Origin of the sequence: Hydrogenophaga borbori, from assembly GCF_003417535.1 — a bacterium.
Taxonomy (GTDB): Bacteria; Pseudomonadota; Gammaproteobacteria; order Burkholderiales; family Burkholderiaceae_C; genus Hydrogenophaga; species Hydrogenophaga borbori.
This window is the reverse complement of record NZ_QVLS01000003.1, coordinates 110,085-132,479: the sequence shown is the minus strand read 5'-3', so window position 1 is coordinate 132,479 and position 22,395 is coordinate 110,085. Positions and strand designations below refer to the sequence as shown.

At 71.4% G+C, this 22,395-nt stretch carries 21 protein-coding genes; 5 read left to right on the top strand and 16 right to left on the bottom strand.

Going from position 1 to position 22,395, the window contains the following annotated elements; all coding sequences use genetic code 11:
- Nucleotides 1-7: 7 nt before the first annotated feature.
- From DY262_RS06370 to DY262_RS06315, 12 genes are all read right to left on the bottom strand, one after another.
- Nucleotides 8-1,087: a hypothetical protein gene (locus DY262_RS06370; protein ID WP_116958126.1), complete on the bottom strand. Its 1,080-nt coding sequence runs from the start codon at nucleotides 1,085-1,087 to the stop codon at nucleotides 8-10.
- Nucleotides 1,084-2,331, bottom strand: a complete 1,248-nt coding sequence (locus DY262_RS06365) for an O-antigen ligase family protein (RefSeq protein WP_116958125.1) — start codon at nucleotides 2,329-2,331, stop codon at nucleotides 1,084-1,086. Before DY262_RS06365 ends, DY262_RS06370 begins: the two co-directional genes overlap by 4 nt.
- Entirely contained in the window at nucleotides 2,328-4,361 is a 2,034-nt protein-coding gene (locus tag DY262_RS06360; protein WP_116958124.1) for a 3-deoxy-D-manno-octulosonic acid kinase, read from the bottom strand. The genes DY262_RS06365 and DY262_RS06360 overlap by 4 nt, the downstream gene beginning before the upstream one ends.
- Nucleotides 4,337-5,077, bottom strand: coding sequence for a glycosyltransferase (locus tag DY262_RS06355; RefSeq protein ID WP_116958123.1), 741 nt, complete (start codon nucleotides 5,075-5,077; stop codon nucleotides 4,337-4,339). Before DY262_RS06355 ends, DY262_RS06360 begins: the two co-directional genes overlap by 25 nt.
- A 124-nt stretch (nucleotides 5,078-5,201) precedes the next feature.
- The gene (locus DY262_RS06350; protein WP_116958122.1) at nucleotides 5,202-6,533 is read right to left on the bottom strand and encodes a TolC family outer membrane protein; all 1,332 of its coding nucleotides are present in this window, start codon (nucleotides 6,531-6,533) and stop codon (nucleotides 5,202-5,204) included.
- A 128-nt stretch (nucleotides 6,534-6,661) separates the two neighbouring features.
- Nucleotides 6,662-7,009: a rhodanese-like domain-containing protein gene (locus tag DY262_RS06345; RefSeq protein WP_116958121.1), complete on the bottom strand. Its 348-nt coding sequence runs from the start codon at nucleotides 7,007-7,009 to the stop codon at nucleotides 6,662-6,664.
- Between the two features lie 14 nt (nucleotides 7,010-7,023).
- Nucleotides 7,024-7,713 (bottom strand): protein-L-isoaspartate O-methyltransferase family protein, encoded by a 690-nt coding sequence (locus tag DY262_RS06340; RefSeq protein ID WP_070398886.1) that lies wholly within the window; start codon nucleotides 7,711-7,713, stop codon nucleotides 7,024-7,026.
- 49 nt (nucleotides 7,714-7,762) lie between these two features.
- Nucleotides 7,763-10,939: an efflux RND transporter permease subunit gene (locus DY262_RS06335; RefSeq protein ID WP_116958120.1), complete on the bottom strand. Its 3,177-nt coding sequence runs from the start codon at nucleotides 10,937-10,939 to the stop codon at nucleotides 7,763-7,765.
- A 21-nt stretch (nucleotides 10,940-10,960) separates the two neighbouring features.
- Nucleotides 10,961-12,112 (bottom strand): efflux RND transporter periplasmic adaptor subunit, encoded by a 1,152-nt coding sequence (locus tag DY262_RS06330; RefSeq protein WP_116958119.1) that lies wholly within the window; start codon nucleotides 12,110-12,112, stop codon nucleotides 10,961-10,963.
- A 58-nt stretch (nucleotides 12,113-12,170) separates the two neighbouring features.
- A complete protein-coding gene (locus DY262_RS06325) occupies nucleotides 12,171-12,830 on the bottom strand; it encodes a TetR/AcrR family transcriptional regulator (RefSeq protein ID WP_116958118.1) in 660 nt (219 codons plus the stop codon).
- A 109-nt stretch (nucleotides 12,831-12,939) separates the two neighbouring features.
- A complete protein-coding gene (locus DY262_RS06320) occupies nucleotides 12,940-14,418 on the bottom strand; it encodes a potassium/proton antiporter (protein WP_116958117.1) in 1,479 nt (492 codons plus the stop codon).
- A 77-nt stretch (nucleotides 14,419-14,495) separates the two neighbouring features.
- Nucleotides 14,496-15,689 carry an acyl-CoA dehydrogenase gene (locus tag DY262_RS06315; protein ID WP_116958116.1) on the bottom strand — a complete coding sequence of 398 codons (1,194 nt, stop codon included), beginning with the start codon at nucleotides 15,687-15,689 and terminating at the stop codon, nucleotides 14,496-14,498.
- A 113-nt stretch (nucleotides 15,690-15,802) separates the two neighbouring features.
- Here DY262_RS06315 and DY262_RS06310 point away from each other — a divergent pair, with 113 nt between their 5' ends.
- Nucleotides 15,803-16,675: a LysR family transcriptional regulator gene (locus tag DY262_RS06310; RefSeq protein ID WP_116958513.1), complete on the top strand. Its 873-nt coding sequence runs from the start codon at nucleotides 15,803-15,805 to the stop codon at nucleotides 16,673-16,675.
- 268 nt (nucleotides 16,676-16,943) lie between these two features.
- A complete protein-coding gene (gene msrA / locus DY262_RS06305) occupies nucleotides 16,944-17,480 on the top strand; it encodes a peptide-methionine (S)-S-oxide reductase MsrA (RefSeq protein WP_116958115.1) in 537 nt (178 codons plus the stop codon).
- 12 nt (nucleotides 17,481-17,492) lie between these two features.
- On the opposite strand, the gene DY262_RS06300 is transcribed toward msrA, so the two are convergent.
- Together DY262_RS06300 and DY262_RS06295 are read right to left on the bottom strand one after the other, a co-directional pair.
- On the bottom strand, nucleotides 17,493-18,449 hold the full coding sequence (locus tag DY262_RS06300; RefSeq protein WP_116958114.1) for a diiron oxygenase: 957 nt from the start codon (nucleotides 18,447-18,449) through the stop codon (nucleotides 17,493-17,495).
- A gap of 16 nt (nucleotides 18,450-18,465) precedes the next feature.
- On the bottom strand, nucleotides 18,466-19,341 hold the full coding sequence (locus tag DY262_RS06295) for an EamA family transporter (RefSeq protein ID WP_116958113.1): 876 nt from the start codon (nucleotides 19,339-19,341) through the stop codon (nucleotides 18,466-18,468).
- Nucleotides 19,342-19,455: 114 nt separating this feature from the next.
- Between DY262_RS06295 and DY262_RS06290 the strand changes: the two genes are divergently transcribed.
- Genes DY262_RS06290 through DY262_RS06280 form a run of 3 tightly spaced genes read left to right on the top strand, consistent with a single transcriptional unit; the run spans nucleotide 19,456 to nucleotide 21,251 of the window.
- Nucleotides 19,456-19,980: a Fur family transcriptional regulator gene (locus DY262_RS06290; protein WP_116958112.1), complete on the top strand. Its 525-nt coding sequence runs from the start codon at nucleotides 19,456-19,458 to the stop codon at nucleotides 19,978-19,980.
- Nucleotides 19,977-20,222 (top strand): hypothetical protein, encoded by a 246-nt coding sequence (locus DY262_RS06285; protein ID WP_116958111.1) that lies wholly within the window; start codon nucleotides 19,977-19,979, stop codon nucleotides 20,220-20,222. Before DY262_RS06290 ends, DY262_RS06285 begins: the two co-directional genes overlap by 4 nt.
- Nucleotides 20,223-20,282: 60 nt before the next feature.
- Entirely contained in the window at nucleotides 20,283-21,251 is a 969-nt protein-coding gene (locus DY262_RS06280; protein ID WP_116958110.1) for an AEC family transporter, read from the top strand.
- Nucleotides 21,252-21,261: 10 nt separating this feature from the next.
- Here the strand turns inward: DY262_RS06280 and DY262_RS06275 are convergent, their stop codons facing one another.
- Nucleotides 21,262-21,714: a TM2 domain-containing protein gene (locus DY262_RS06275; RefSeq protein WP_116958109.1), complete on the bottom strand. Its 453-nt coding sequence runs from the start codon at nucleotides 21,712-21,714 to the stop codon at nucleotides 21,262-21,264.
- A gap of 2 nt (nucleotides 21,715-21,716) precedes the next feature.
- Complete coding sequence (locus DY262_RS06270; RefSeq protein WP_116958108.1) at nucleotides 21,717-22,244, bottom strand: GNAT family N-acetyltransferase; 528 nt, start codon at nucleotides 22,242-22,244, stop codon at nucleotides 21,717-21,719.
- Between the last annotated feature and the right edge of the window lie 151 nt (nucleotides 22,245-22,395).

Below are 22,395 nucleotides of genomic sequence, written 5' to 3'. Positions count from 1 at the left end.
ATCGGTGTCACAGGCGAGCGCCGCGCCGCAGGCGCATGTCCAGCTTCAGCCGCCAATAGGCCAGGGTGTCGACCCAGGGCACGTGCAGCTGGGGCCGCTCGCGTGAGGGGTTGCGCAGCGCGGGCTGGATCAGGTGCTGGTCGAACAGGCCCATCACGCGCTCGGGGTTGTAGAGCGGCGTGTAGCGGTCCCAGGAACCCGCGCGGACGGCGGCGGGGTCCAGCGATTCGATGCGGCGCACCAGGTCGTCGGCGTCGCGGTAGGGCCAGCCGGCGTCGCCCAGCACGTCCAGGTGGTGGCGGTGCTTGCTGCGCGCGTAGGTCAGCACCGGCTTGTTGCGGACGGAGAACTCGCCGCAGGCCAGGCCGAAGGACTCGCCCTGCAGGCGCGCGTGCAGCATGGCGTCGCAGCTGTTGATGAAGCGCGTCTTGAACACCAGATCGCTGGTGCCGGGCAGGAAGCGGGCGCGCGGGTGGTCGACGAAGGGCTCGATGTTGAGGAACAGGAACCAGGTGTCGTCGCGCGTGGCCAGCACGCGCCGCACCGCCTCGATGGCCGCCGGCACGTCGAAGCTGTGCGCGCCGCCGTGGCAGCCCAGCACCTTGGCTTTCCTGGGAATGCCCAGTTCGGCGCGCAGGTCGCTGTCCTCGGCGGGCAGGCTCACGATGTGTGGCACGGCCGGGATGCGGCCGGCGCTGCAGCGCCGGCTCAGCCACTCCGAGATGAAGGCGTAGGACGCGCCATGCATCTGGCGCGGGTGCGTGGGGAAGACCGCGTGCACCATGGTGGGCACCGTGCGCGACACCAGGCCATCGTTCTTGCCCGATTTGATCGCGTACATCAGCTGCGCGCCGTGGCGCTGCAGCAGGCCGTCGAGTGCGCCGCGCTCGCGGTACGCGGCGACGTCGAAGCGCGCGCGGAACTTGGCGATTGCCTGCCCGTCGTTGCCCGGGTGGGTGGCGTCGTGCAGGATCACGGCGCGGTGGCCCAGCACCGCCTCGGCGCCGACCGCGTAGTCGTACAGCGCCACCTCGGTGCCACGCAGCGAGATCTGGTTGGAGTGGAAGGCGATGGTGAGGCGGGTCATGTGGACACCGGCGCGCGCCGCGCGCGCAGGCTGGCCATGGTGAGCGCGCTCATGAGGATGAGGCAATGGTTCTCGGTCGACAACCAGAACGAGCTGTGCGAGAGGCAGGCCGCCGCCAGCGTGGCCACGAAGGCCAGGGAGAAGGCGCGCCGCGGCGGGTCGTGCCGCCAGCCCTCGCGCGCGATGGCGGCGATGAACCACAGGAACAGCAGCAGGCCGATGGCGCCCTGTTCGACCAGGAAGAAGAGGAACTGGTTGTGCGGGTGCGGGCACACCACCGAGCACCATTCGGTGCTGGTGAAGTGCTGCTTGGCCAGTACGGGATAGGACGCGGTGCCGTGGCCGAACACCGGGGCCTGGAGCGAAGCGTCAAGGGCGAATCGGGCCATCTCGACGCGCGCGCCGGTGGAGGTGACCACGGCGCCGGGGGTGTTGTCCAGCTTGGCGGTGAGGGCTTCCGTCCAGGCCGCGCTCACGCGCTGCTGCAGCACCGGCGACGCCGTGAAGGCCAGCGCCACCACCGCCACCAGGCCCACCACGGCACCGAGCACGGCGCGCCGCGAATGCGCGACGGCGAGGGTGAGCGCAAACGCGCCGCTGGAGGCGATCCAGGCCAGATAGCCGGTGCGGCCCTGCGAGAGCGCCAGGATGGCGCCGGTGGCCAGCAGCCACAGCGCGGCGCAGGCCCATCGCCGGGGGGGGCGCCGCGCGGTGACAGCCAGCCAGGCGACGATGGCCGCGAACAGGGTCATCATGAGGCCCTGCGAGATGTGGTCCTTGAAAACGGTGTGGTCCGTCGCCATGCCCGCGCGGCTGGCCTTGGTCCAGGGAATCTCGATCCACACGCTGAGCCAGGTGACGGCCAGCGTGAACAGCAGGGCCAGCATGAAGGCATGCCAGCAGCGCCGGCGCGTGGCCGGGTCCTGCAGCAGCGCGATGAACATCGGCACCATCAGGAATTTCAGGTACTTCTGCAAGGCGCCCAGGATCCCCTGGGGGTCGGCCGGCGACCAGGCCACGGCGATCACGATCCAGGCGAACAGCGCGAGCGCGGGCGCGGCCAGCGGGTTGCGCAAGGCCTCGCGCAGTTCGGCGCGCGCTGGCGCACCGGCGAGCGAGAGCAACCACAGCAGCAAGGTCAGCAGCAGGGCCACGTTGGCCAGGGCCACGGACATGGGGAAGGCCAGGAAGCACAGCACCAGGGCGGCGCGGGCGCCAGTGGAACAGGCGTGGGTGAAGCTCATGGGGGGGTGGCGTCGGGCCGCTCGTAGGCCGTGGTGAGGTGGGTCCAGTCGGCTTCGTCCCAGTGGTACGGGTGCACGCGGGTCGCTTCCTTGCGCAACGAGCGTTGCAGCCGCGCGAGGTTGTCCGCTTTCCAGGCATCGCCCGGGCGCACGGCGCATTTGTCGAAGTCGACCACCCAGGCACGGCCCTGCGCGTCGAGCAGCAGGTTGTGGGCGTTGAGGTCGGCGTGGAAGACCTGTCGGTCGTGCAGGGCGCGGATGGCGCGGCCCAGGGCCGCCCAGTCCGCCGGCGTGGGGCGCGCGGACTGCAGTCGCTGCACGAGGTTGCGGCTGCCCGGGATCAGGCCGACCGCGATGTCCGCGCTGTAGACCAGCCCGTGGGCGCGGTGGCGCGCGAGCGCGGCCTCGGGCACGGGCAGCCGCCAGGACCGCAGCAGGCGCAGCAGCGCGAATTCGCGCATGGCGCGGCTGCGGTGCGCGGCCTCGCGCAGGAAGCGGTCCTCGCTCAGGCGCGCCATGAGACCGCCGCGCCGGTAGTGGCGCAGCACCAGGCCCTGGCCCTGGTGCTGCACGAGCCGCGCCTGGCCACGGCCGCTGCCGGTGGCCAGGTGTTCGGTGGGCGCCTGGGCCTCGAACAGGCGGGGCGCGTCGCTTGCGTCGACGCGGCGCGGGTCGTGCCAGAGCGTGTCGCCGTCCCGCGTGGCGACCTGCACCGGTCCGAGTGCCGAGCCGTCGACATCGCCCAGCAGCGCGCGCAGGTGGGCCTGCGTGCGCTGCGCCGCGCCGCGGTGGGCGTCGATGAGGGTGCGTGCCGCCGCGCCGCGCACGGCCCAGGCGGCGGGGTCGCGCAGGGCCTCGTCCACCGCGCGCTCCAGCGTGGCCGCGTCGTGCACCGCCAGCCCGGCGCCAGCGGCCTGGGCTTCGTCGAACAGGGTGGGCGCGTTGGTGGTGTGCGGGCCGAACAGGAAGGCCTGGCCCAGGGCCATGGGCTCCAGCGGGTTGTGGCCACCCACGGGCGCCAGCGTGCCGCCGACGAAGCACAGGCTGGCGTGGCGGTACCAGTGCATCAGCTCGCCCATGGTGTCGGCCAGCAGCACGGTGGTCTGCGGTTCCACGGCGTCGCCGATGCTGCGGCGCGCGAAGGCCAGGCCACGGCGCCGCAGCTCGGCCGCCACGGCGTCGAAGCGCTGGGGGTGGCGCGGCACGAGCACGAGCAGGGCGTCGGGGTGGCGCTCGCGCAGGCCGCGCCAGGCGTCGAGCCAGGCGGCCTCGTCGCCGTCGTGGGTGCTGCCGGCGACCACCAGGCGGCGCGACCGCAGCTCGGGCGGCAGGGCCTGCGCCTGCGCGGGCGGGGCGGCGTCGAACTTGAGGTTGCCCGTGAGCGTCACCCGCTGCGGCGGCACGCCCAGCGCGCGCAGGCGCTCGGCCGAGGCCCCGTCGGCGGCGGCCACGTCGAGCCGGGGCCAGGCGTGCCGCATCAGCCCCGGCCAGCGGCTGTAGGTGCGCGCGGACGCCTCGGACAGGCGCGCGTTGGCCAGCAGCACCGGCAGCGCCCGCTGCGCGCATTCGAACAACCACTGCGGCCACAGCTCGCGCTCCACCAGCACCAGGGCCTGCGGCTGCAGCCGGTCGAGAAAGCGGCGCACCGCGCCCGGCGTGTCCAGCGGCGCGAAGCGGTGCGCGATGCGATCGCCCCAGGCGGCGCGCAGCGCGGCCGCGCCCGTGGGCGTCTGCGTGGTGACGGTGAGGGCGTGCGCGGGCCAGTCGTGCAGCAGGGCCTCGATCAGGGGCCGCGCGGCCTGCACCTCGCCGACCGAGGCCGCGTGCAGCCACAGGCCGCCGAGGCGCCCGGGCTCGATGGCGAAGCGGCCCAGGCGTTCACCCAGGCGGTCGCGGTAGCCGGGTTCGCGCCGGCCGCGCCACCACAACCAGCCCAGCAACCAGGGCGTGAGCGCGCGGCTCAGGCCCCGGTAGGCCCTCAGCGTGGCGGTGGCGCGCGGCGGGTTCACCGCCAGTGTTCGGCCACCCATGGCGTGGGCAGCACGCGTCGGTACCACTTGCCGCTCACGCCGGCGATGGCGTCGGGCGGGTTGGGTTTGCCGTGGAAGGCGATGATGCGGGCGCCCGGCGGGATCTCGGGCGGCTTGAACCAGCCCATGAGGCCGCGCTGCATGCAGTGGCGCTTGAAGCTCACGCACCAGCCGTCGGGCCAGAAGCTCACCTTGCCCTGGCGGCCCAGGTAGCCGGTGATGTACTCCTGCTCGTTGCGCACGTCGGCGATGGACTGGGGGTAGCCCGTCTTCAGGTGCTCCAGCGCGTCGGTGTGGGCGCCGATGGTGTAGAGGTAGCACGAGGTGTTGCCCGTGCCGTCGGTCTTGTCCCATTCCTTGATCACGACGAATTCGCCGGGCTGGTCGAAGAAGGGGTCGAGGCTGTCGACGATGACGATGTCCAGGTCCAGGAACAGGGTGCGGCCGGTGAGGTCGTACAGCGGGTCGGCGAAGCTGGTGAGCTTGAGCCAGCCGTGGCCGAAGGTCCAGGGCTTGCGCTGGTCGAATTCGTCGAAGCCCACGGCAGGAATCGGCTTGACCTCGATGCCCGAGTGGATGCCGGTGGCGTCGTCGGTGAGACAGACGAAGCGGAAGGGCCGGCTCAGGTGGCGCGACACCATGCTGTGGAGCTTGTTGACGTATTCGGGGCCGTACTTGCGGCCCCATTTGATGCACAGCACGTTGACGGCTTGCACGTCATCTCCTGCAGGGTGAAAAACGGGCCCGCCCGGGTCGGGGCCGGGCGGGTGGGCAATCGGGGGAGTGTATCGGCTCCGGGTGGGCGGCTCGAACGCCGCCCCCCCCCGGTGGGACCGGCGCTCAGCGCGCCAGCAAGGCGTCGACGGCCTGCAGGTCGGCCGGTGTCAGCTCGCCGCTGGCCTGGCGCAGGCGCAGGCTGCCCAGCAGCACGTTGTAGCGGGCCTGGGCCAGGTCGCGCTTGGTCTGGTAGAGCTGGCTCTGGGCGTTGAGCACGTCGATGTTGATGCGCACGCCCACCTGATAGCCCAGCTGGTTGGCTTCCAGCGCGCTCTGGCTGGAGGTCTCGGCCGCTTCCAGCGCCTTCACCTGTCCCTGGCCCGAGACCAGGCCGAGGAAGGCGCTGCGCGTGCGCAGGTCCACCGTGCGGCGGGCGGCGTCGAGGTCGGCGCGGGCCTTTTCCTCCAGCGCCAGGGTCTGCTTCACGCGGTTCTGGATGGAATAGCCCGCGAACAGCGGCATGTTGAACTGCACGCCCACGCTGGCGTTGTTGTTGCGCACGTTGCCCGGTATGCCCTGCACGCCGGACGGCGCGCGCGCCACCTGGTACTGGCCCACCAGGTCCACCGTGGGCTTGTGGCCGGCCTCGGCGCGCTGCGTTTCGAGCCTGGCGATGTCGAGGTTGCGCTGCGCGCTCAGGATCGCCGGGTGCTGGTCGCCTGCGCGGTCCAGCCAGCCCTGCGGCGTCGCGGGCTCCAGCGGCGGCAGGTCCACCGGCGTGGCCAGGGGCAGGGGCGTCACGCCGCTGCGGCCCACCAGCTGGTCGAGCGCGAGTTTCTTCACCCGCAGGTCGTTCTCGGCCGCGATCTCCTGGGCAATCACCAGGTCGAAGCGGGCCTGGGCCTCGCGCGCGTCGGTCACGGTGGCGGTGCCGACCTCGAAATTGCGTCGCGCGGCGGCGAGCTGCTGTTCCACCGCGGTCTTTTGCGCGCGCACGAAGGTGAGCGTGTCCTGGGCGGCGAGCACGTCGAAATAGGCCTGCGCGGCGCGCACGATCAGGTCCTGCTCGGCCTGCACGAGCTGGGCCTGCGCGATGTCCTTGGACAGGATGGCCTGGTCGTTGGCGAGCTTGTTGGCGGGCCGGTACAGCGGTTGGCTGGCCGACAGCGTCACGTTCTGGCTGTTGCTGGTGCCGTCGAGCAGCTTGTTGCTGCTGTCGCGGTTCGCCCAGCTGGCGCCCGCGCCCAGGCCGACCTGGGGCAGCAGGCCGGCGCGCGCCTGGTCGGCCTGGGCCAGGTTGGCCTCGTACAACGAACGCGCGGCCAGGTAGGTGGCGTCAAAGCCGCGCGCGGCCTCGAACAGCTGGACCAGGCTCTGGGCCTGTGCGCCGGACGCCGCGCCCAGGGCCAGGAGCGCGGCGACCGCCATCGGACGAAAGGCAACGGCAAAGATCATGGATAGCTCCTCAGAGACGACGGCCGGGGGCACCGAGGAACCGGCTCTGCCGGGCCTGGGGTGCCGTCCCCCGCCCGTCGTGGGCGAGAGAGGGAGAAGCCGCGAAGCGGCGCAGGGGGTGCTTCATATCAGTAGCGCGGGATCGACGGGTCGCGTTCGCGCGACCACAGGTCGATGCCGCCGTGTACGTTGACCACGCGCGTGTAGCCCTGGTCTTGCAGGAAGCGGGCCACCTGGGCACTGCGCCCGCCGTGGTGGCACAGGCAGGCGATGGGGCGGTCGCGGTCCAGTTCGGCCAGGCGGGCGGGCACGCTGCGCATGGGCACGGCCAGCAGGTCGTAGCCCGGGCCGGGCGGCACGCTCGCGGTCTGCAGTTCCCAGGGCTCGCGCACGTCGAGCAGCACGGGCACGGTGGCGCCGTCCGCGGTTTCCTGGCGCAGCCAGTCGTCGAGCTGGGCGGGGGTGATGGCTTGCATGCGGTGGCGCCGGTTCAGAAGCGGAAGCGCGAAGGCTCGGGGAAGTGGCGAAGGCGCGGCGCGAGGGTGTCCCAGGGCTGGGCGCTGCGGTAGTCGGCTTCGCCCGCGCGGGTGATGAAGGTGGCGCGCATCACGGGTTCGTCGCCCACGATGGCGGCGAGGCGCCCGCCCGGCGCCAGCAGACCCAGCAGGGCGGGTGGCACCTCGGCCAGCGAGCCGCCGAGCAGGATGGCGTCGTACGGCCCGTCGGCGCGGCAGGCGGCGAAGCCGTTCGCCGCGGCATCGGCCTGGCGCACCTCGACGTTGGTGACGCCGGCCTGCATCAGGCGGGTGCGGGCCTGCGAGGCCAGCGCGGGCTCGATCTCCAGCGACAGCACGCGCTGAGCCAGGCTGGCCATGAGGGCGGCGGTGTAGCCGCTGCCGGTGCCGATCTCCAGCACCTTGTCGGTGGGCTTGAGGGCCAGGTCCTGCACCAGGCGGGCCTGCACGCGCGGCGCCAGCATGCACTGGCCATCGACCGCGGGCTGGGTCAGGGGCAGTTCCATGTCGGTGAATGCCAGGGCCCGGTGGGCGGCGGGCGCGAAGTCCTCGCGGCGCACCCGGCCCAGCAACTCGAGCACGCGGCCGTCGAGCACCTCCCAGGGGCGGATCTGCTGCTCGATCATGTTGAAGCGGGCCTGTTCGAGGCTGTTCGCGGTGGTCATCTCATATCTCCAATGGGGTCGGCACAACCGGTGGATTTTAGGAGGCGCCCTATGGCGCACTGTCCTGCGGGGGCGTGGCGGCGGGCGGCAGCCCGGCCTTGCGGCGCAGCCAGGCGGCCAGGTCGTCGAGGTAGCCGTAGACCACCGGCACCACCACCAGCGTGAGCAGCGAGGAGGTGATGACGCCGCCGATCACGGCCTGGCCCATGGGCGCGCGCTGCTCCGAGCCTTCGGTGAGCGCGAAGGCCAGCGGCACCATGCCGAAGACCATGGCCAGGGTGGTCATGAGGATGGGGCGCAGCCGCACCTTGGCCGCCAGCAGCAGGGCCTCGTCGCGCGGCAGCGGCGGGCCGCCGGCGCGGCCCTCGCGCGCGCGGATGGCGAAGTCCACCAGCAGGATGGCGTTCTTGGTCACCAGGCCCATGAGCAGCACGATGCCGATGATGGAGAACATGCTCATGGTGGAGCCGAACATGAGCAGCGCCAGCACCACGCCGATCAGCGTGAGCGGCAGCGAGGTCATGAGCGAGAGCGGCTGCAGGAAGCTCTGGAACTGGCTGGCCAGGATCATGTAGATGAAGATGATGGCCAGCGCCAGCGCCGACAGGGCGTAGCCGAAGGACTCCTTCATGTTCTTGGTGGAGCCGCTGAACTCGGTGCGGTAGCCCGGCGGCAGGGCGATGCCGTCGACCACGCGCTGGATCTCGGCCGACACCTCGCCGGCCGAGCGGCCGTAGACGTTGGCGCTGAAGGACACCTCGCGGTTGAGGTTGCGGCGGTTGATCTGGTTCGGGCCGGTGCCTTCCACGACGTCGGCCACCTGCGCCAGCGGCACGGTGCGCACGCTGCCGTCGACCGCGTTGCCCACGCTGAGCGGCAGCTGCAGCAGGTCCTGCGTGCGCTGGCGCTGCGGCGGGGGCAGGCGCACCATCACGTCGTAGGTCTCGCCGTTCTGGGCGCGCCAGTTGCCGACGGTGGTGCCGGCCACCAGGGTGCGCAGGCTGTTGCCGATGGCCTTGGTGGACAGGCCGAGGTCGGAGGCGAGGTCGCGCCTGAGCACCACGTCCACCGTCGGCTTGTCGGGCTTGAGGCTGGAGTCCAGGTCCACCAGGCCGACGATGGGGCGCAGCCGCTCGGTGATCAGCGCGCTCAGGCGTTCCAGCTCGTCGAGGTCGTCGCCCTGCAGCGAAAACTCGATCTGCTTGCCGCCGCCCACGGCGTCGAGCAGGCCGGCGTGCGTGACGGTGATGCCGGGCACCGCGCGCAGCCGGTCGCGCAGCAGGGCCGACATGGCGTCGGCGCTGAGCGTGCGGTCCTTGCGGTCCACCAGGCGCACGTAGGTGCTGGCGTACATCGAGCCCTGCGCGTTGCCGGTGTTGATGGTGGTGAGCGTGTACCGCACCTCGGGGAAGGTGCGCAGGACGGCCTCGACCTCGCGCGCCTTGGCCTCGGTGGCGGGAAGTGAACTGCCCACCGGCGTGTGGTAGCTGACCGAGGTCTCGGAGAAGTCCGCCTTGGGCACGAACTCGGTGCCCAGCAGCGGCAGCAGGGCCAGGCTGGCGACGAAGGTGGCCAAGGCCAGGGCCAGCGTGGCCAGCTTGTGCCGCAGCGACCAGCGCAGCGCGGCCTGGTAGCCGTCGGCGAGGTCGTCCTGGAAGCGGTCGAACCAGTGCGTCACGCGGCCCAGGGTGCGGTCGTACAGCGAGCGGCCCGGCGGCTGGCCGTGCGTGTCGATGGCCGGGTCGTGCCACACCGAGGACAGCATCGGGTCCAGTGTGAAGCTCACGAACATGGAGATCAGCACCGCCGCGACCATGGTGATGCCGAACTCGTGGAAGAACTTGCCGATGATGCCGCCCATGAAGCCGATGGGCAGGAACACCGCCACGATGGACAGCGTGGTGGCCAGCACCGCCAGGCCGATTTCCTGCGTGCCTTCCATGGCGGCCTGGTAGGGCGCCTTGCCCATCTGCACGTGGCGCACGATGTTCTCGCGCACCACGATGGCGTCGTCGATCAGCAGGCCCACGGAGAGCGTGAGCGCCATCAGCGTGATCATGTTGATGGTGAAGCCCAGCGCGTTCATCACGAAGAAGGTGCCGATGATGGCGATGGGCAGCGTGAGCCCGGTGATGACGGTGGAGCGCCAGGAGTTGAGGAACAGGAAGACGATGAGCACGGTGAGGATGGCGCCCTCGATCAGCGTCTGGCGCACGTTCTGCACCGACACACGGATCGGCCGCGAGCCATCGGCGATGGGCTCCAGCCGAACGCCGGGCGGCAGCTCGGGCTTGACCGCGGCCAGCGCCGCGTTCAGGCCGTCGACCACCGCGATGGTGTTCTCGTCCTGCGCCTTCTGCACCTGCAGCAACAAGGTGCGCTGGCCGTTGTAGAGCGACAGGCTCTCGACTTCCTGGGTGCCGTCGCTCACGCGCGCCACCTGGCCCAGCTTGATGGGCAGGCCGCCGCGGCGGGCGACGATGATGTCGTCGAAGTCGCGCGGGTTGGCCAGGCGCGAGAGCACCTGCACCACGCGCTCGGACTCGCCGGTCTTGAGCGTGCCCACGGGCAGGTCCTGGTTTTCGCTGAGGACGGCGGCGTTGATCTGCTCGGTGGTCACGCCCATCGCCCGCATGGCGGCGGGGTCGAGTTCGATGTTGATGGCGCGCCGCGTGGCGCCCACCAGCGTGACCGAGCCCACGCCGCGCACGTTCTCCAGCCGCTTCTTGAACACCTGGTCGGCCCAGGTGGACAGCTCCACGGCCGACATCGCGCGGCCGTCCACCGCCTCGGGCACCACGGCCACCGACCAGATGGAGCGGCTGGCGGGGTCGAAGCGCAGCACGCGCGGCTCGTCCACCTCGTCGCGCAGCAGCGGGCGCAGGATGCCGATTTTCTCGCGCACGTCGTCGGCGGCCTTGCGGCCGTCCACGGTGAGCTGGAACTCGATGATCACCACCGAGTTGCCTTCGTAGCTGCGCGAGGTGAGGCTGTTGACGCCCGCGATGGCGTTGACGGCTTCCTCGACCTTCTTGGTCACCTCGGACTCGACGATCTCGGGCGAGGCGCCGGGGTAGGTGGTGGTGACCACCACGACCGGAAAGTCGATGTTGGGGAACTGGTCCACCTGCAGGCGCTGCAGGGAGAACGCGCCCAGCACCACGAAGGCCAGCATGACCATGGTGGCGAAGACCGGGTTGCGCAGCGAGACCTGGGTGAACCACATGGCGTGTCGCGCTCCCGGGGCTCAGGGCTTGGCCGCGGCGGCCAGCTTCACGCGCGTGCCGTCGCGGATGGCGCCGGCCGTGGCCGCCAGCACGGTGTCGCCCTCGGCCAGGGCGGGTACCGCCTGGTGGGGCACGCCGTCCACGCTGCCCGTGGGCGCGGGCGCCAGGCCCACGTGCTTGACCACGCCGTCGCGCAGCACCTGCACGTAGGGCTCGGGCCGGTCGTTGCGGATGGCCGACACCGGCACGGCCGGGGCCTCGACGGTGCCGGCCACGATCCCGCCGCGCGCGAACAGGCCCTGGCGCATGCCCGGCTGGGCGGTCAGCCGCAGGTAGACCAGCACACTGCGGCTGCCGGCCTGCACGCTGGGGTTGATGCGCGCCACCGTGGCGTTCACCGGTTCGGGCAGGCCTTCCACCACCAGGCGCGCGCCCTGGCCCGGCGCGATGCGTGCCGCGTCGGCCGGGCTCAGCGCGGCCTCCACCTCAAAGGCCGAGAGGTCGACCACCTCGAGCACGCGTGTGTCCACGCCCACGCGCTCGCCGTTGCGCACCGGCCGGGCGGCGATCTGGCCGGCGATGGGCGAGCGCAGCACCGTGTCGGCGAGCGATTTGCGCGCGATGTCCAACGCGGCCATGGCCGCGCGGTGGTTGGCCTCGGCCGCGGCCAGGTTGGCCTGCGAGGTGTCCAGCGCGGTGGCCGAGATGAAGCCCTGCTGCACCAGGGCCTGGTTGTTGTTCTGGTTGCGCTGCGCGATGCGCACCTGCGCCAGCGCCGACTCGGCCTGCTGCTCGGCCTGTCGCACGCGCGCCTGCGGCTCGGTCGGGTCGATGCGCGCGACCACCTCGTTGGCGGCCACGCTGTCGCCCTCGCGCTTGGTCAGGCCTTGCAGTTCGCCGGCCACCCGCGCCTTGATGGCCACGGTCTGCACCGCCACCAGCGAGCCCGAGACCTCGGCCGTCTGCTGCAGTGCGAGGCGGCGCACCGTGAACACGTCGCGCGCGGCGACCTCATAGACCGGCGCGGTCTGCAGGGCCTGGGCAGCGGCGCTCGCCTGCGCGGCCTGGGCGCTGCGCTTGTGCAGCGCGCGCACCACGCCCAGGGCCAGCGCGGCCACGGCCAGCCCGGCCAGGGCCCAGTAGAGGGTCTTTCGCAGACGGGAGGTGGTCATGGGGAAACCTTCGCGCGGCGCGCTGTGGTGCGGGCCCTTTGGGGCGGTCGTGCGGGGCTCATCGCGGGCGTTTGAGCATGCCGCTCAGGATCAGGTCGACCTGGGTGTCGATGAAGGTCAGGGGATCGATCTGCTGCGAGGGCGGGGCGCAGGGCGTCATGGCGTGTTTCCACATGAGCAGGAAGATCATGGGCGCGATCAGGCTGTAGACCGCGTAGTCGAGCGGCATCTCGCGGAACTCGCCGCGGTCGATGCCGCGCTGCAGGATGCGCTTGATCAGCTCGTGGCCCGGGGCGACCACCTCGTTCTGGTAGAAGCTGGCGATCTCGGGGAAGGTGCCCGCCTCGGCCATGACGAGCTTGGTGATGCCGGAGGCGGGCGTCATGCCCACGCGCTCCCACCAGGTGTGCATGGCGTAGCGCACCAGCTCCACGCTGTCGCCCTGGAACTCGGCCAACTCGTTCGACCATTCCGGAAAGCGGCCGGCGACGGTTTCGCGCACCACGGCCTTGAACAGATCTTCCTTGCTGGGGAAATACAGGAACAGCGTGCCCTTGGACACCCCGGCGCGCGCGGCCACCTCCTCGACGCGCGTCGCGGCGAAGCCCTTTTCGACGAACAGGGCCAGGGCCGCCTCGATCAACTCACCCGGGCGCGCCTCCTTGCGGCGGGCGCGGCGCGGGGCCTCGGCGGGCGGTGGCGGGGGGGTGGCAGGCATGGGCGCTAGTTACTGACCGATGGGTTATTAATATACCCCAGCCGCCCCAGGCGGCGTGCCGCCAGGGGCAAGTCGGGCCCGGTGCCAGCGCATGCCCGCCGGCGCCGGCTCAACCCAGCTTGATCCCTACCCGTGTGATCCGGCTCGCGTCCATCTCGCGCACGCTGATTTCGGCCTTGCCCAGTTCCGCCACGTCCCCCACCACCGGTGGGCGGTGCAGTTCGTTGCGCAGCCACTGGCCCACCGTCTGGTCCGATTCGCCGGGCACCGGCAGGCCGTAGAAGCCGCACAGCCCTTCCAGCGGCGTGTTGGCGTCGAGCACGAAGTCGCCGAACACCAGGCGGGCTTCCTCGGTGTCGTCCAGGTCCGGCAGGGCCACATGGGCGCGGCGCGCCGCCAGCCCGATGGTGGAGCCCTGCAGCAGCAAGGACGTGAGCACCACCACGAAGGCGACGTCGAGGAACCCGTGCGCGCCGGGTACGCCGGCCATCATGGGGAACACCGCCAGCACGATGGGCACCGCGCCGCGCAGGCCCACCCAGGCGATGAAGCCGATTTCGTGCGGCGAGAAGTGGAAAGGCCTGAGGCACAGCCACACCGCCACCGGCCGCGCCACCAGCATCAGCACCAGCGACACGCCCAGGGCCGGCAGCAGGGTGTCCATCATCTCGCTGGGCGACACCAGCAGGCCCAGCAGCAGGAACATGCCGGCCTGCGCGAGCCAGGCGTAGCCGTCCATGGCCGAGAGCGAGGAGCGCACCAGCCGGCGCGCGCGGTTGCCCGCCACCACGCCCATGGCGTAGACCGCCAGGAAGCCCGAGCCGCCCAGCCAGGTGGTGAGCGCGAACACCGCCAGCCCACCCGAGACGATGAGCAGGGCGCGGATGCCGCCGCCGCCGTCGGCGCCGCGCCCCAGGCGCTTGAGCAGTTCGGCCAGGCCCCAGCCGCTGCCCAGGCCCATGGCCGCGCCCCAGCCGAACTGCAGCAGCAGCGACCAGGCGATGCCGCCCAGCGTGACCTCGTCCGCCACCGCGTTGCCCAGGGCCAGCGCCACGCCGATGAAGGCCAGGGTGAGGTAGACCGCCATCGGGTCGTTCATGCCGGACTCGATCTCCAGCGTGGCGGCCACGCGCTCGTTGAGCCGAACGCCGGACGACTTCAGCAGCGCGAACACGGCCGCCGCGTCGGTGGAGCCCACGATGGCGCCCACCAGCAGGGCCATGGGCCAGGACAGGGTCAGCAGCCAGTGCGCCGCCGCGCCGGTGATGGCCGCGGACACCAGCACGCCCACCGTGGCGAGCAGCATGGAGGGCCTCAGGCCGGTGCGGAAAGTGGCCAGTTCGGTGCGCAGCCCGCCGTCCAGCAGGATCACCGCGAGCGCGACGTTGCCGACCCAGAAGGCCAGCCGGAAGTCGTTGAAGCTGAAGCCGCCGGGCCCGTCCTTGCCGGCCAGCATGCCGGCGACCAGGAAGACCAGCAGCAACGAGAAGCCGGCGCGCGTGGACACCACGCCGGCCAGCACGCTGACGAAGACCAGCGCGGCGGCGGCGAACAGCGGCAGTGAGAGGGCGTCGAGCAGGTGGTGCACGCCCGCACGCTAGCAGAAAGCGTGCACGCGGCGCAGCGGGTTGCACCGAGGCCGGGCGGCCCAGGCCGCCGGTGCGGTCAGTTGAAGGCCGCGATGCCCGTGATCGCGCGACCCAGGATCAGGGCGTGGATGTCGTGCGTGCCTTCGTAGGTGTTGACCACCTCGAGGTTGACCAGGTGGCGCGCCACGCCGAACTCGTCGCTGATGCCGTTGCCGCCCATCATGTCGCGCGCCAGGCGGGCGATGTCCAGGGCCTTGCCGCAGCTGTTGCGCTTGAGGATGGAGGTGAGCTCCACGGGCGCCACCCCCTCGTCCTTGAGGCGGCCCAGGCGCAGGCAGCCCTGCAGGCCCAGGCTGATCTCGGTCAGCATGTCGGCCAGCTTTTTCTGGATCAGCTGGTTGGCGGCGAGCGGGCGGCCGAACTGCTGGCGGTCCAGCACGTACTGGCGGGCGCGGAAATAGCAGTCCTCCGCGGCGCCCAGCGCCCCCCAGGCGATGCCGTAGCGCGCGCTGTTCAGGCAGGTGAAGGGGCCCTTCAAGCCGCGCACCTCGGGGAAGGCGTTTTCCTCGGGGCAGAACACGTTGTCCAGCACGATCTCGCCGGTGATGGAGGCGCGCAGGCCCACCTTGCTGTGGATGGCGGGCGCGGACAGGCCCTTCCAGCCCTTTTCCAGGATGAAGCCGCGGATCGCGCCTTCGTCGTCCTTGGCCCAGACCACGAAGACATCGGCGATCGGGCTGTTGGTGATCCACATCTTGGCGCCCGACAGGCTGTAGCCGCCGTCCACCTTCTTGGCGCGCGTGACCATGCTGCCGGGGTCGGAGCCATGGTTGGGCTCGGTCAGGCCGAAGCAGCCGATCCATTCGCCCGTGGCCAGCTTGGGCAGGTACTTCTGTTTCTGCGCCTCGGTGCCGAACTCGTTGATCGGCACCATCACCAGCGAGCTTTGCACGCTCATCATGGAGCGGTAGCCCGAGTCGATGCGCTCGACCTCGCGCGCCACCAGGCCGTAGCAGACGTAGTTGAGCCCGGCGCCGCCGTAGGCCTCGGGGATGGTCACGCCCAGCAGGCCCAGGTCGCCCATCTCGCGGAAGATGGCCGGGTCGGTGACTTCCTTGCGGAAGGCCTCGGTCACGCGCGGCAGCAGGCGTTCCTGGCAGTAGGTGTGGGCGGCGTCGCGCACCGCGCGCTCGTCCTCGGTGAGCTGGCCGTCGAGCTGGAAGGGGTCTTCCCAGCTGAAGCTGGCTTTGGCTTTCTTTGGCGAGAGCATGGCGTGTCTCCGTATTCGATGGGGCAATCGAAGGATTGTCCGCCGTGGCGCCATAGCTGTCTAATATCGATCCTGTATCCAAGAATACAAACGGCAAATCGATGGAGAAGGCCATGGAGTTCCGCCACCTGCGCTGTTTCCTCGCCCTGGCCGAGGAGCTGCACTTCGGCCGCGCCGCCGCCCGCCTGGCCATGACGCAGCCGCCGCTGTCGCTGAACATCCAGCAACTGGAGGCCTCGGTGGGCGCCCCGCTGTTCGTGCGCAACAGCCGGGGCGTGGCCCTCACGCCCGCCGGCCAGGCCTTCGTGCCGCGCGCGCGGGCCCTGTTGGAGGCGGCTGGCGCGGCCGCGCGCGAGGCGCGCGAGGTGGCCCAGGGCGTGAGCGGCCAGTTGCGCGTGGGCTTCGCGGGCACCGTGCTGTACCGGGGCCTGCCGCAGATCCTGCGCGGCTTCGCCCAACGCCACCCGCGCCTGAAGCTGGTGCTGCGCGAGATGAGCTCCAGCGACCAGCTCATCGACCTGCAGCACCAGCGGCTGGAGGCCGGCTTCGTGCACACCACCCGCGTGCCGCCGGGCTGTTCGCAGGTGCTGGTCTCGCGCCAGGCCTTCGTGGCCTGCGTGCCGGCGGGCCACGCGCTGGCGCGCAAGCGGCGGCTGGCGCCTGCCGCGCTGGCCGGCGAGCCCTTCGTGGCGATCTCGCGCGCCGTCTCGCCCGACTACCACGACCGCCTGCTCGCCCTGTGCGCCGACCACGGCTTCGAGCCCGACGTGCGCTTCGAGCTGCGCCACTGGCTCAGCGTGGTGTCGGTGGTGGCGCAGGGCCTGGGCGTCTCGCTGGTGCCGGCCGCCCTGCAGCAGGCCGGGCTGCCGGGGGCCGCCTTCGTGCCGCTGCAGGGCGATTCGCCGACGTACGAGACGCACTGCCTCTGGCGGGACGGCGGTGAAAGCGCCGCGCTGGCGGCCTTTCTCGACGTCGTTCGGGGTTAGTGTCCTGTTGCGCCAGGACACGGGGCGTGAGGGGCCGCGTCCTGGGTCTGATCGCCCGCAAGCTGGGCGATGCCTTGCGGGTGGTCTGCGCAGCGGGACTGCGTGGCGCGCCACGGCCCAGCCGCCCTCCGTCGAGGCGCTCGAAGCGCTCCGGCCCGTGCTCACCGGCTAGGTAGGCGCCCTGGTGGCGGCCCAAGGCCCCGCTTCGGTGTCGTGAAAGCCTCGGGTGGTCTACTCGAGGCCTGGCAAGGACCACTGGAGATTCACGATGAGCGACAAACAGGTGCTGGTGCTGGGGGGCGGCTGCTTCTGGTGCACCGAATCGGTCTACAAGGAAGTGCGCGGCGTCAGCGACGTGGAGTCGGGCTACAGCAATGGGCACCTGAAGCAGCCCAGCTACGAGCAGGTGTGCACCGGCGGCACCGGCCACAACGAGGTGGTGCGCCTGGAGTACGACCCCGACGAGGTGAGCACGCGCGAGCTGCTGGAGATCTTCTTCGTGGTGCACGACCCGACCACGCCCAACCGCCAGGGCAACGACGTGGGTACGCAGTACCGCAGCGGCATCTACTTCACCACGCCCGAGCAGCAGGCCGAGGCGCGCGCCATCATCGACGAGCTCACCCGGGAGGGGGCCTTTGGCCGTCCCATCGTGACCGAGGTGCAAGCGCTGGAGAACTACTGGCCGGCCGAGGACTACCACCAGGACTTCTTCGAGCGCAACCCGCACCAGGGCTATTGCATGGCGGTGGCCGCGCCCAAGGTGGCCAAGTTCCGCAAGACCTTCGCGCGGCTGGCGAAGTAGGCGCGCCGCGCCTCAGCGGCGGTGGTCGGGGTCGATCAGGCCGGCCTCGACGAAGCGCTCGCGCACGGCCTTGTGCTTGAACGCGCCGCAGCGTTCGAGGATCTGCAGGGTGTTGGCGCACAGGCGGCGCGTGCGGGTGGTCAGGCCTTCGCCGCCGCACAGCCGGTCGAGCACGCGTTCGCGCGCGGCGGCGTCCAGCCCGGCCTGTTCCAGCCATTCCCCGTGAAGGCGGGGATCGCGCGCGTGGAAGGCCGCCATGACCCGCGGCAGCTGGCCGCCCCAGTGCGCGCGCGCCGAGGCGTCCAGGCCCTTCCACACCAGCGCGAAGGCCTGCGCGAAATAGCGCGCGTGCACCCACTCGTCTTCCAGGTGGGCCAGCAGCAGGCGCTGCAGGCCCGAGTGCGCGGTGCCGCGCATGGCGTCGACGATGGCCTTGGTGATCATGGTCTCGCCGATGAAGCCGACCATGAACCAGGCCAGGTCGCGCTGCGCCGGCGGGGCCTCGGCCACCCAGGCTTCCAGCGCCGCGATCTTCAGGCTTGGTTCGTCGCGCGCCGCCAGCGAGAAGCACTGGCGCACCGCGCGGCTCGCGTGCGCGGTGAAGAAGGCGTGGTAGCCCTCGTCGGTGTAGAGCTTGAGCGCGTCCAGCGCCATGGGCTCGGGCAGGAAGTCCTTCAGGCGGTTCTGCGCGATGGCCTGCGCGGCGGTGTTGACGATGCGGTGCTCGGTGAGCGTCATGTCGTCCAGGAACTGCACCAGCCGCGCGGCGGCGAGGCGGTTGCGCTCGGCCAGGCCGAGCGGGCGCAGGGCCGGGTGGGACAGCAGTTCGTCCTGGGCGCCGAAGACGAACCAGCGAACGCTGGCCAGGTCATCGCCCCGGCCGAGCGCGAAGTCGGTCAGCGGCGGCTTGGCGCGCACGGCCGAGGTGGCGATCCAGTCCTTGAACGGGGCGTCGTCGGCCGGGCGCATGACGCGGGCCCCGGGGTCAGGCGGCCAGCCGGCGCTGCAGCACCGGCCAGCAGACGATCACCGCCAGGCCCAGCAGCACCAGGGCGGCCGCGCCGAGCTTCCAACCGGGCAGCGACTCCCCCAGCGACAGGGCCGAGGCGCTCATGCCGAACACCGGCACCAGCAGCGCCAGCGGCGTGACGGTGGCGGCCGGGTGGCGCCCCAGCAGCCAGTTCCAGACGCCGTAGCCGAACAGGGTGTTGCCCAGCGCCTGCCACAGCACGCTGGCCCACACCACCGCGCCGGCCGAGCGCAGCGACTGCGCGATCAGCGCCGGTCCTTCCACCACCAGCGATATCGCGAGCAGTGGCGGCACCGCGAACACACTGCTCCAGACCATGAAGTGCAGCATGTTCACCCCACCCAGCGACTTGACCACCAGGTTGGACGCCGCCCAGAAGAACGCGGCGGCGAGGATGATGCCCAGCCCGAGCAGGGTGACGCTGGCGTCCAGGTGAGCGGCGATCACGCCCAGGCCGGCGATCGCCAGCAGCAGGCCCGCGACCTGGTAGCCCCGCACGCGCTCGCGCATGAGCCACAGCGACAGGCCAATGGTGAAGAACACCTGCACCTGCACCACCAGGGAAGCCAGGCCGGGCGAGATGTGGCCCTTGATGGCGAAAAACAGCAGCCCGAACTGCCCCGGACCCAGCAGCACGCCGACGGCGGCCATGGAGCGCCAGGAGGCCTTGGGACGCGGCACGAACAACAACCAGGGCAGGGCAGAGAAGGTGAAGCGCAGGGTGGCGAACAGGAAGGGTGGCAGCCCGTCCAGCCCCCAGCGGATGACGACGAAGTTCGTGCCCCAGACCGCCACGACGGCCAGGGCAAGCAGCAGGTGCGGGGTGGGCAAGGTCGGTGCGGGTGGGGGAGGGAGCGGGCAGTGTAGTCAGGCGCCGCGCGGCGGACCGGCCGGGGTCGTGCATGGGGTTATTATTTGCAACTTTGTTGCGATAATTTCGACGCCATGGCCCGCTTCCCCGCCGACACCGATGCCGTGCCTGCCGCCTTGCAGGCGCGCCTGGACGCCGCCGGCCTGCGCCGCACCCTGGCCACGCGCGCGGCCCTGGGCGTGTTCCTGGTGCGCCCCGGCCAGGGGCTCACGCACGCGCAGGTGCTGCAGGCCCTGCGCCAGCGCGGCCATGAGCCCAACCGCGTGACGCTCTACCGCCTGCTCGACCGCCTGGCCGCCTGCGCCGTGCTGGCGCGCCACAGCGACGACCGGGGCACCTGGCGCTACCGCCTGCAGGACCCGGCCGCGCCAGTCACCCCGCGCGGCGCGCCGGCGCTGCGGCCGCGCTTCGAATGCCGGCGCTGCGGCCAGGACCGCACGCTGAACGACACACCCGCCGCCCAGGCCTGGCTGCGCGGCTTGCAGCGCGCGCTGGCGCGCCAGGGCGAGGTGGTCGAGCGCGCGGAGCTGGCCCTGCTGGGCCTGTGCGCGCGCTGCGCCAACCCCGACACCCTTTCCCAACCCGGAGCCGAACCATGAAAGCCCTTGCCATCCCCGCCGCATTCGCTGCCTTGCTGTCCGCCGGCGCGGCCCTCGCGCAGCACTCGCAAAAGGAAATCCAGGAGGACATCCAGCGCCACCGCGCCATGGCGGCCGCGCACGAAGGCGCGGCCAAATGCCTGGAGGCGGGCAAGGGCGAGAAGGCCTGCCAGGCGGCGCTTGCCGAGGCCTGCAAGGGCTTGGCCCTGGGCAAGTACTGCGGCCTGCGCCACGCGCATTGACGCACCGCGCCCGGTCCGCCCGCACCCGGTGTCGGCGGGGGCGGGCGATACCATCGCCGGGTGAACCTGGCCCAGCACCCTCTCTTCGTCTCTCTCACGCCCGTCTTCCTGCTCATCGCGCTGGGTTACCTGGCGGGTCGGCGCGGCTGGATCCGCGACACGGCGGTCAAGGACCTGTCCAACCTCGTGTTCCTGATCCTCATTCCCGCGCTGCTGTTTCGCACCATGGCCTCGGTGCACCTGGAGGAGCTGGACCTGCGGCCCGTGCTGGCCTACTTCCCGGTGGTGCTGCTGGTCTTCTTCACCGTCGTCGCCTGGCGCGGCTTCAGCCGCGAAAGCGTCGTGGTGGCCATGGCGGGGGTGTTCTCCAACATGGTGATGATCGGCATCACCCTGGCCGAGCTGGCCTACGGCAAGCCGGCGCTGGTGACCATGCTGACCCTGGTGTCGGTGCACGCCTTCATCCTGCTCAGCGTGGGCTCGGTGGTGCTGGAGCTGGTGGTCGCGCGCGAGGCGCGCGAGCGCGGCGAGACCACGCCGCCGCTGTGGGCCACGCTGGGCTCGGTCATCAAGGGCACGGTGATCCACCCGATCCCGCTGCCCATCCTGTGCGGCCTGCTGTACGCGCAGACCGGCTGGGCCCTGCCCGTGGTGGTGGACAAGCCGCTGCAGTTGCTGGGCAGCGCCTTCGGCCCGATCGCGCTGGTGCTGGTGGGCGTGAGCCTGGCGCGCACGCCGCTGGCCGGGCACTGGCGGCCCGCGCTGGGCGTGTCGCTGGTGAAGAACCTGTTGCTGCCGCTGCTGGTCGGTTTGTCGGCCTGGGGGCTGGGCATCACCGGCCTGCCGCTGACGGTGATGGTGGTGGCCGCCGCCCTGCCGGTGGGCGCCAACGTCTTTCTGTTCGCGCAGCGCTACGACACCGCACAGGCGCTCACCACCGCGAGCATGGGCCTGTCCACCGTGCTCGCGCTGTTCACCCTGAGCGTGGTGATGACGGCGATGGCCTGGCTCAATCCGCTCGCGGGCTGAGCCACCGGCCTCACTGGCTGATCTTGCGCGCTTCTTCCACCTGGTATTCGAAGTAGCGCTGGATGCCGAAGGCCAGGCTGCCCATGAAGGCGATGGTGCCCATGAGCAGCGCGAGCACCAGGGCGATGACGGTGAGCCAGTTGGTCTGGCTGGCCGTGCCGCCGGGCGCGGCGGGGTTGAACCAGCGGTCCCACTTCTCGGCGTCGGCCAGGGCGTAGACGATGCCCGTGAGGCAGGCGGCGGCGATGCTCAGGCCCAGCAGGGGGATCAGCACCCAGGAGAGCTTGTCGTCCTGACCGAAGGCCAGCACGCGCTGCACGCCGTACCAGCCCAGGGCCGTGGGCAGGGGGTGCAGCCAGCCCACCCAGTCGCCCAGGCCGCGCAGGTAGAACCGGTGCAGGCCCAAGGCGCCGCCGATGAGCGCCAGCCAGACGGCCAGTGTCTTGTTCTTGCGTGCCGTCACGTTCAGCCCTCCAGCGGCGGGGTGTGGTGCGCCTCGCCCAGCGGCTTTTCCATGATCACGATGTCCAGCCAGCGGCCGAACTTCCAGCCGCAGGCCTGCACCGTGCCCACGGGCGTGAAGCCGAGCGTGCGGTGAACGCCGACGGAGCCGGCGTTGCCCGAATCGCCGATCACGGCCATCACCTTGCGGATGCCGGCGCGCTGCAGCACGGCCAGCAGTTCGGCCAGCAGCAGGCGGCCCAGGCCCCGGCCGGCGGCCTCGGGGGCGAGGTAGATCGAGTCCTCGACCGAGAAGCGGTAGGCCGGGCGCGGCTTGAACCAGTTGCCATAGGCGTAGCCCAGCACCTGGCCCTGCTCTTCGATCACCAGCCAGGGCAGGCCCTTGCCCAGCACGTCGGCGCGGCGCTGGGCCATCTCGGCCACGGTGGGAGGCGTGGTTTCGAAGGTGCCCGTGCCATGCAGCACGTGGTGTTCGTAGATGCGGGTGATGGCGGCGAGGTCGTCGTCGGTGCTGGGGCGGATCAGGGGCATGGCGGGTGGCCGGAAGAAGAGGGGCGTGGCGGGATCGGCGGCGGGCTATAATCGCCGGCTTTGCGGTGTTTCGCTGGCCGGGTGGTCAGTCGTGTGTCTCAGGCACCGCGGAAATTGCTGTGAAGCAGCGGATCGAAAGATCCGGCGGCAC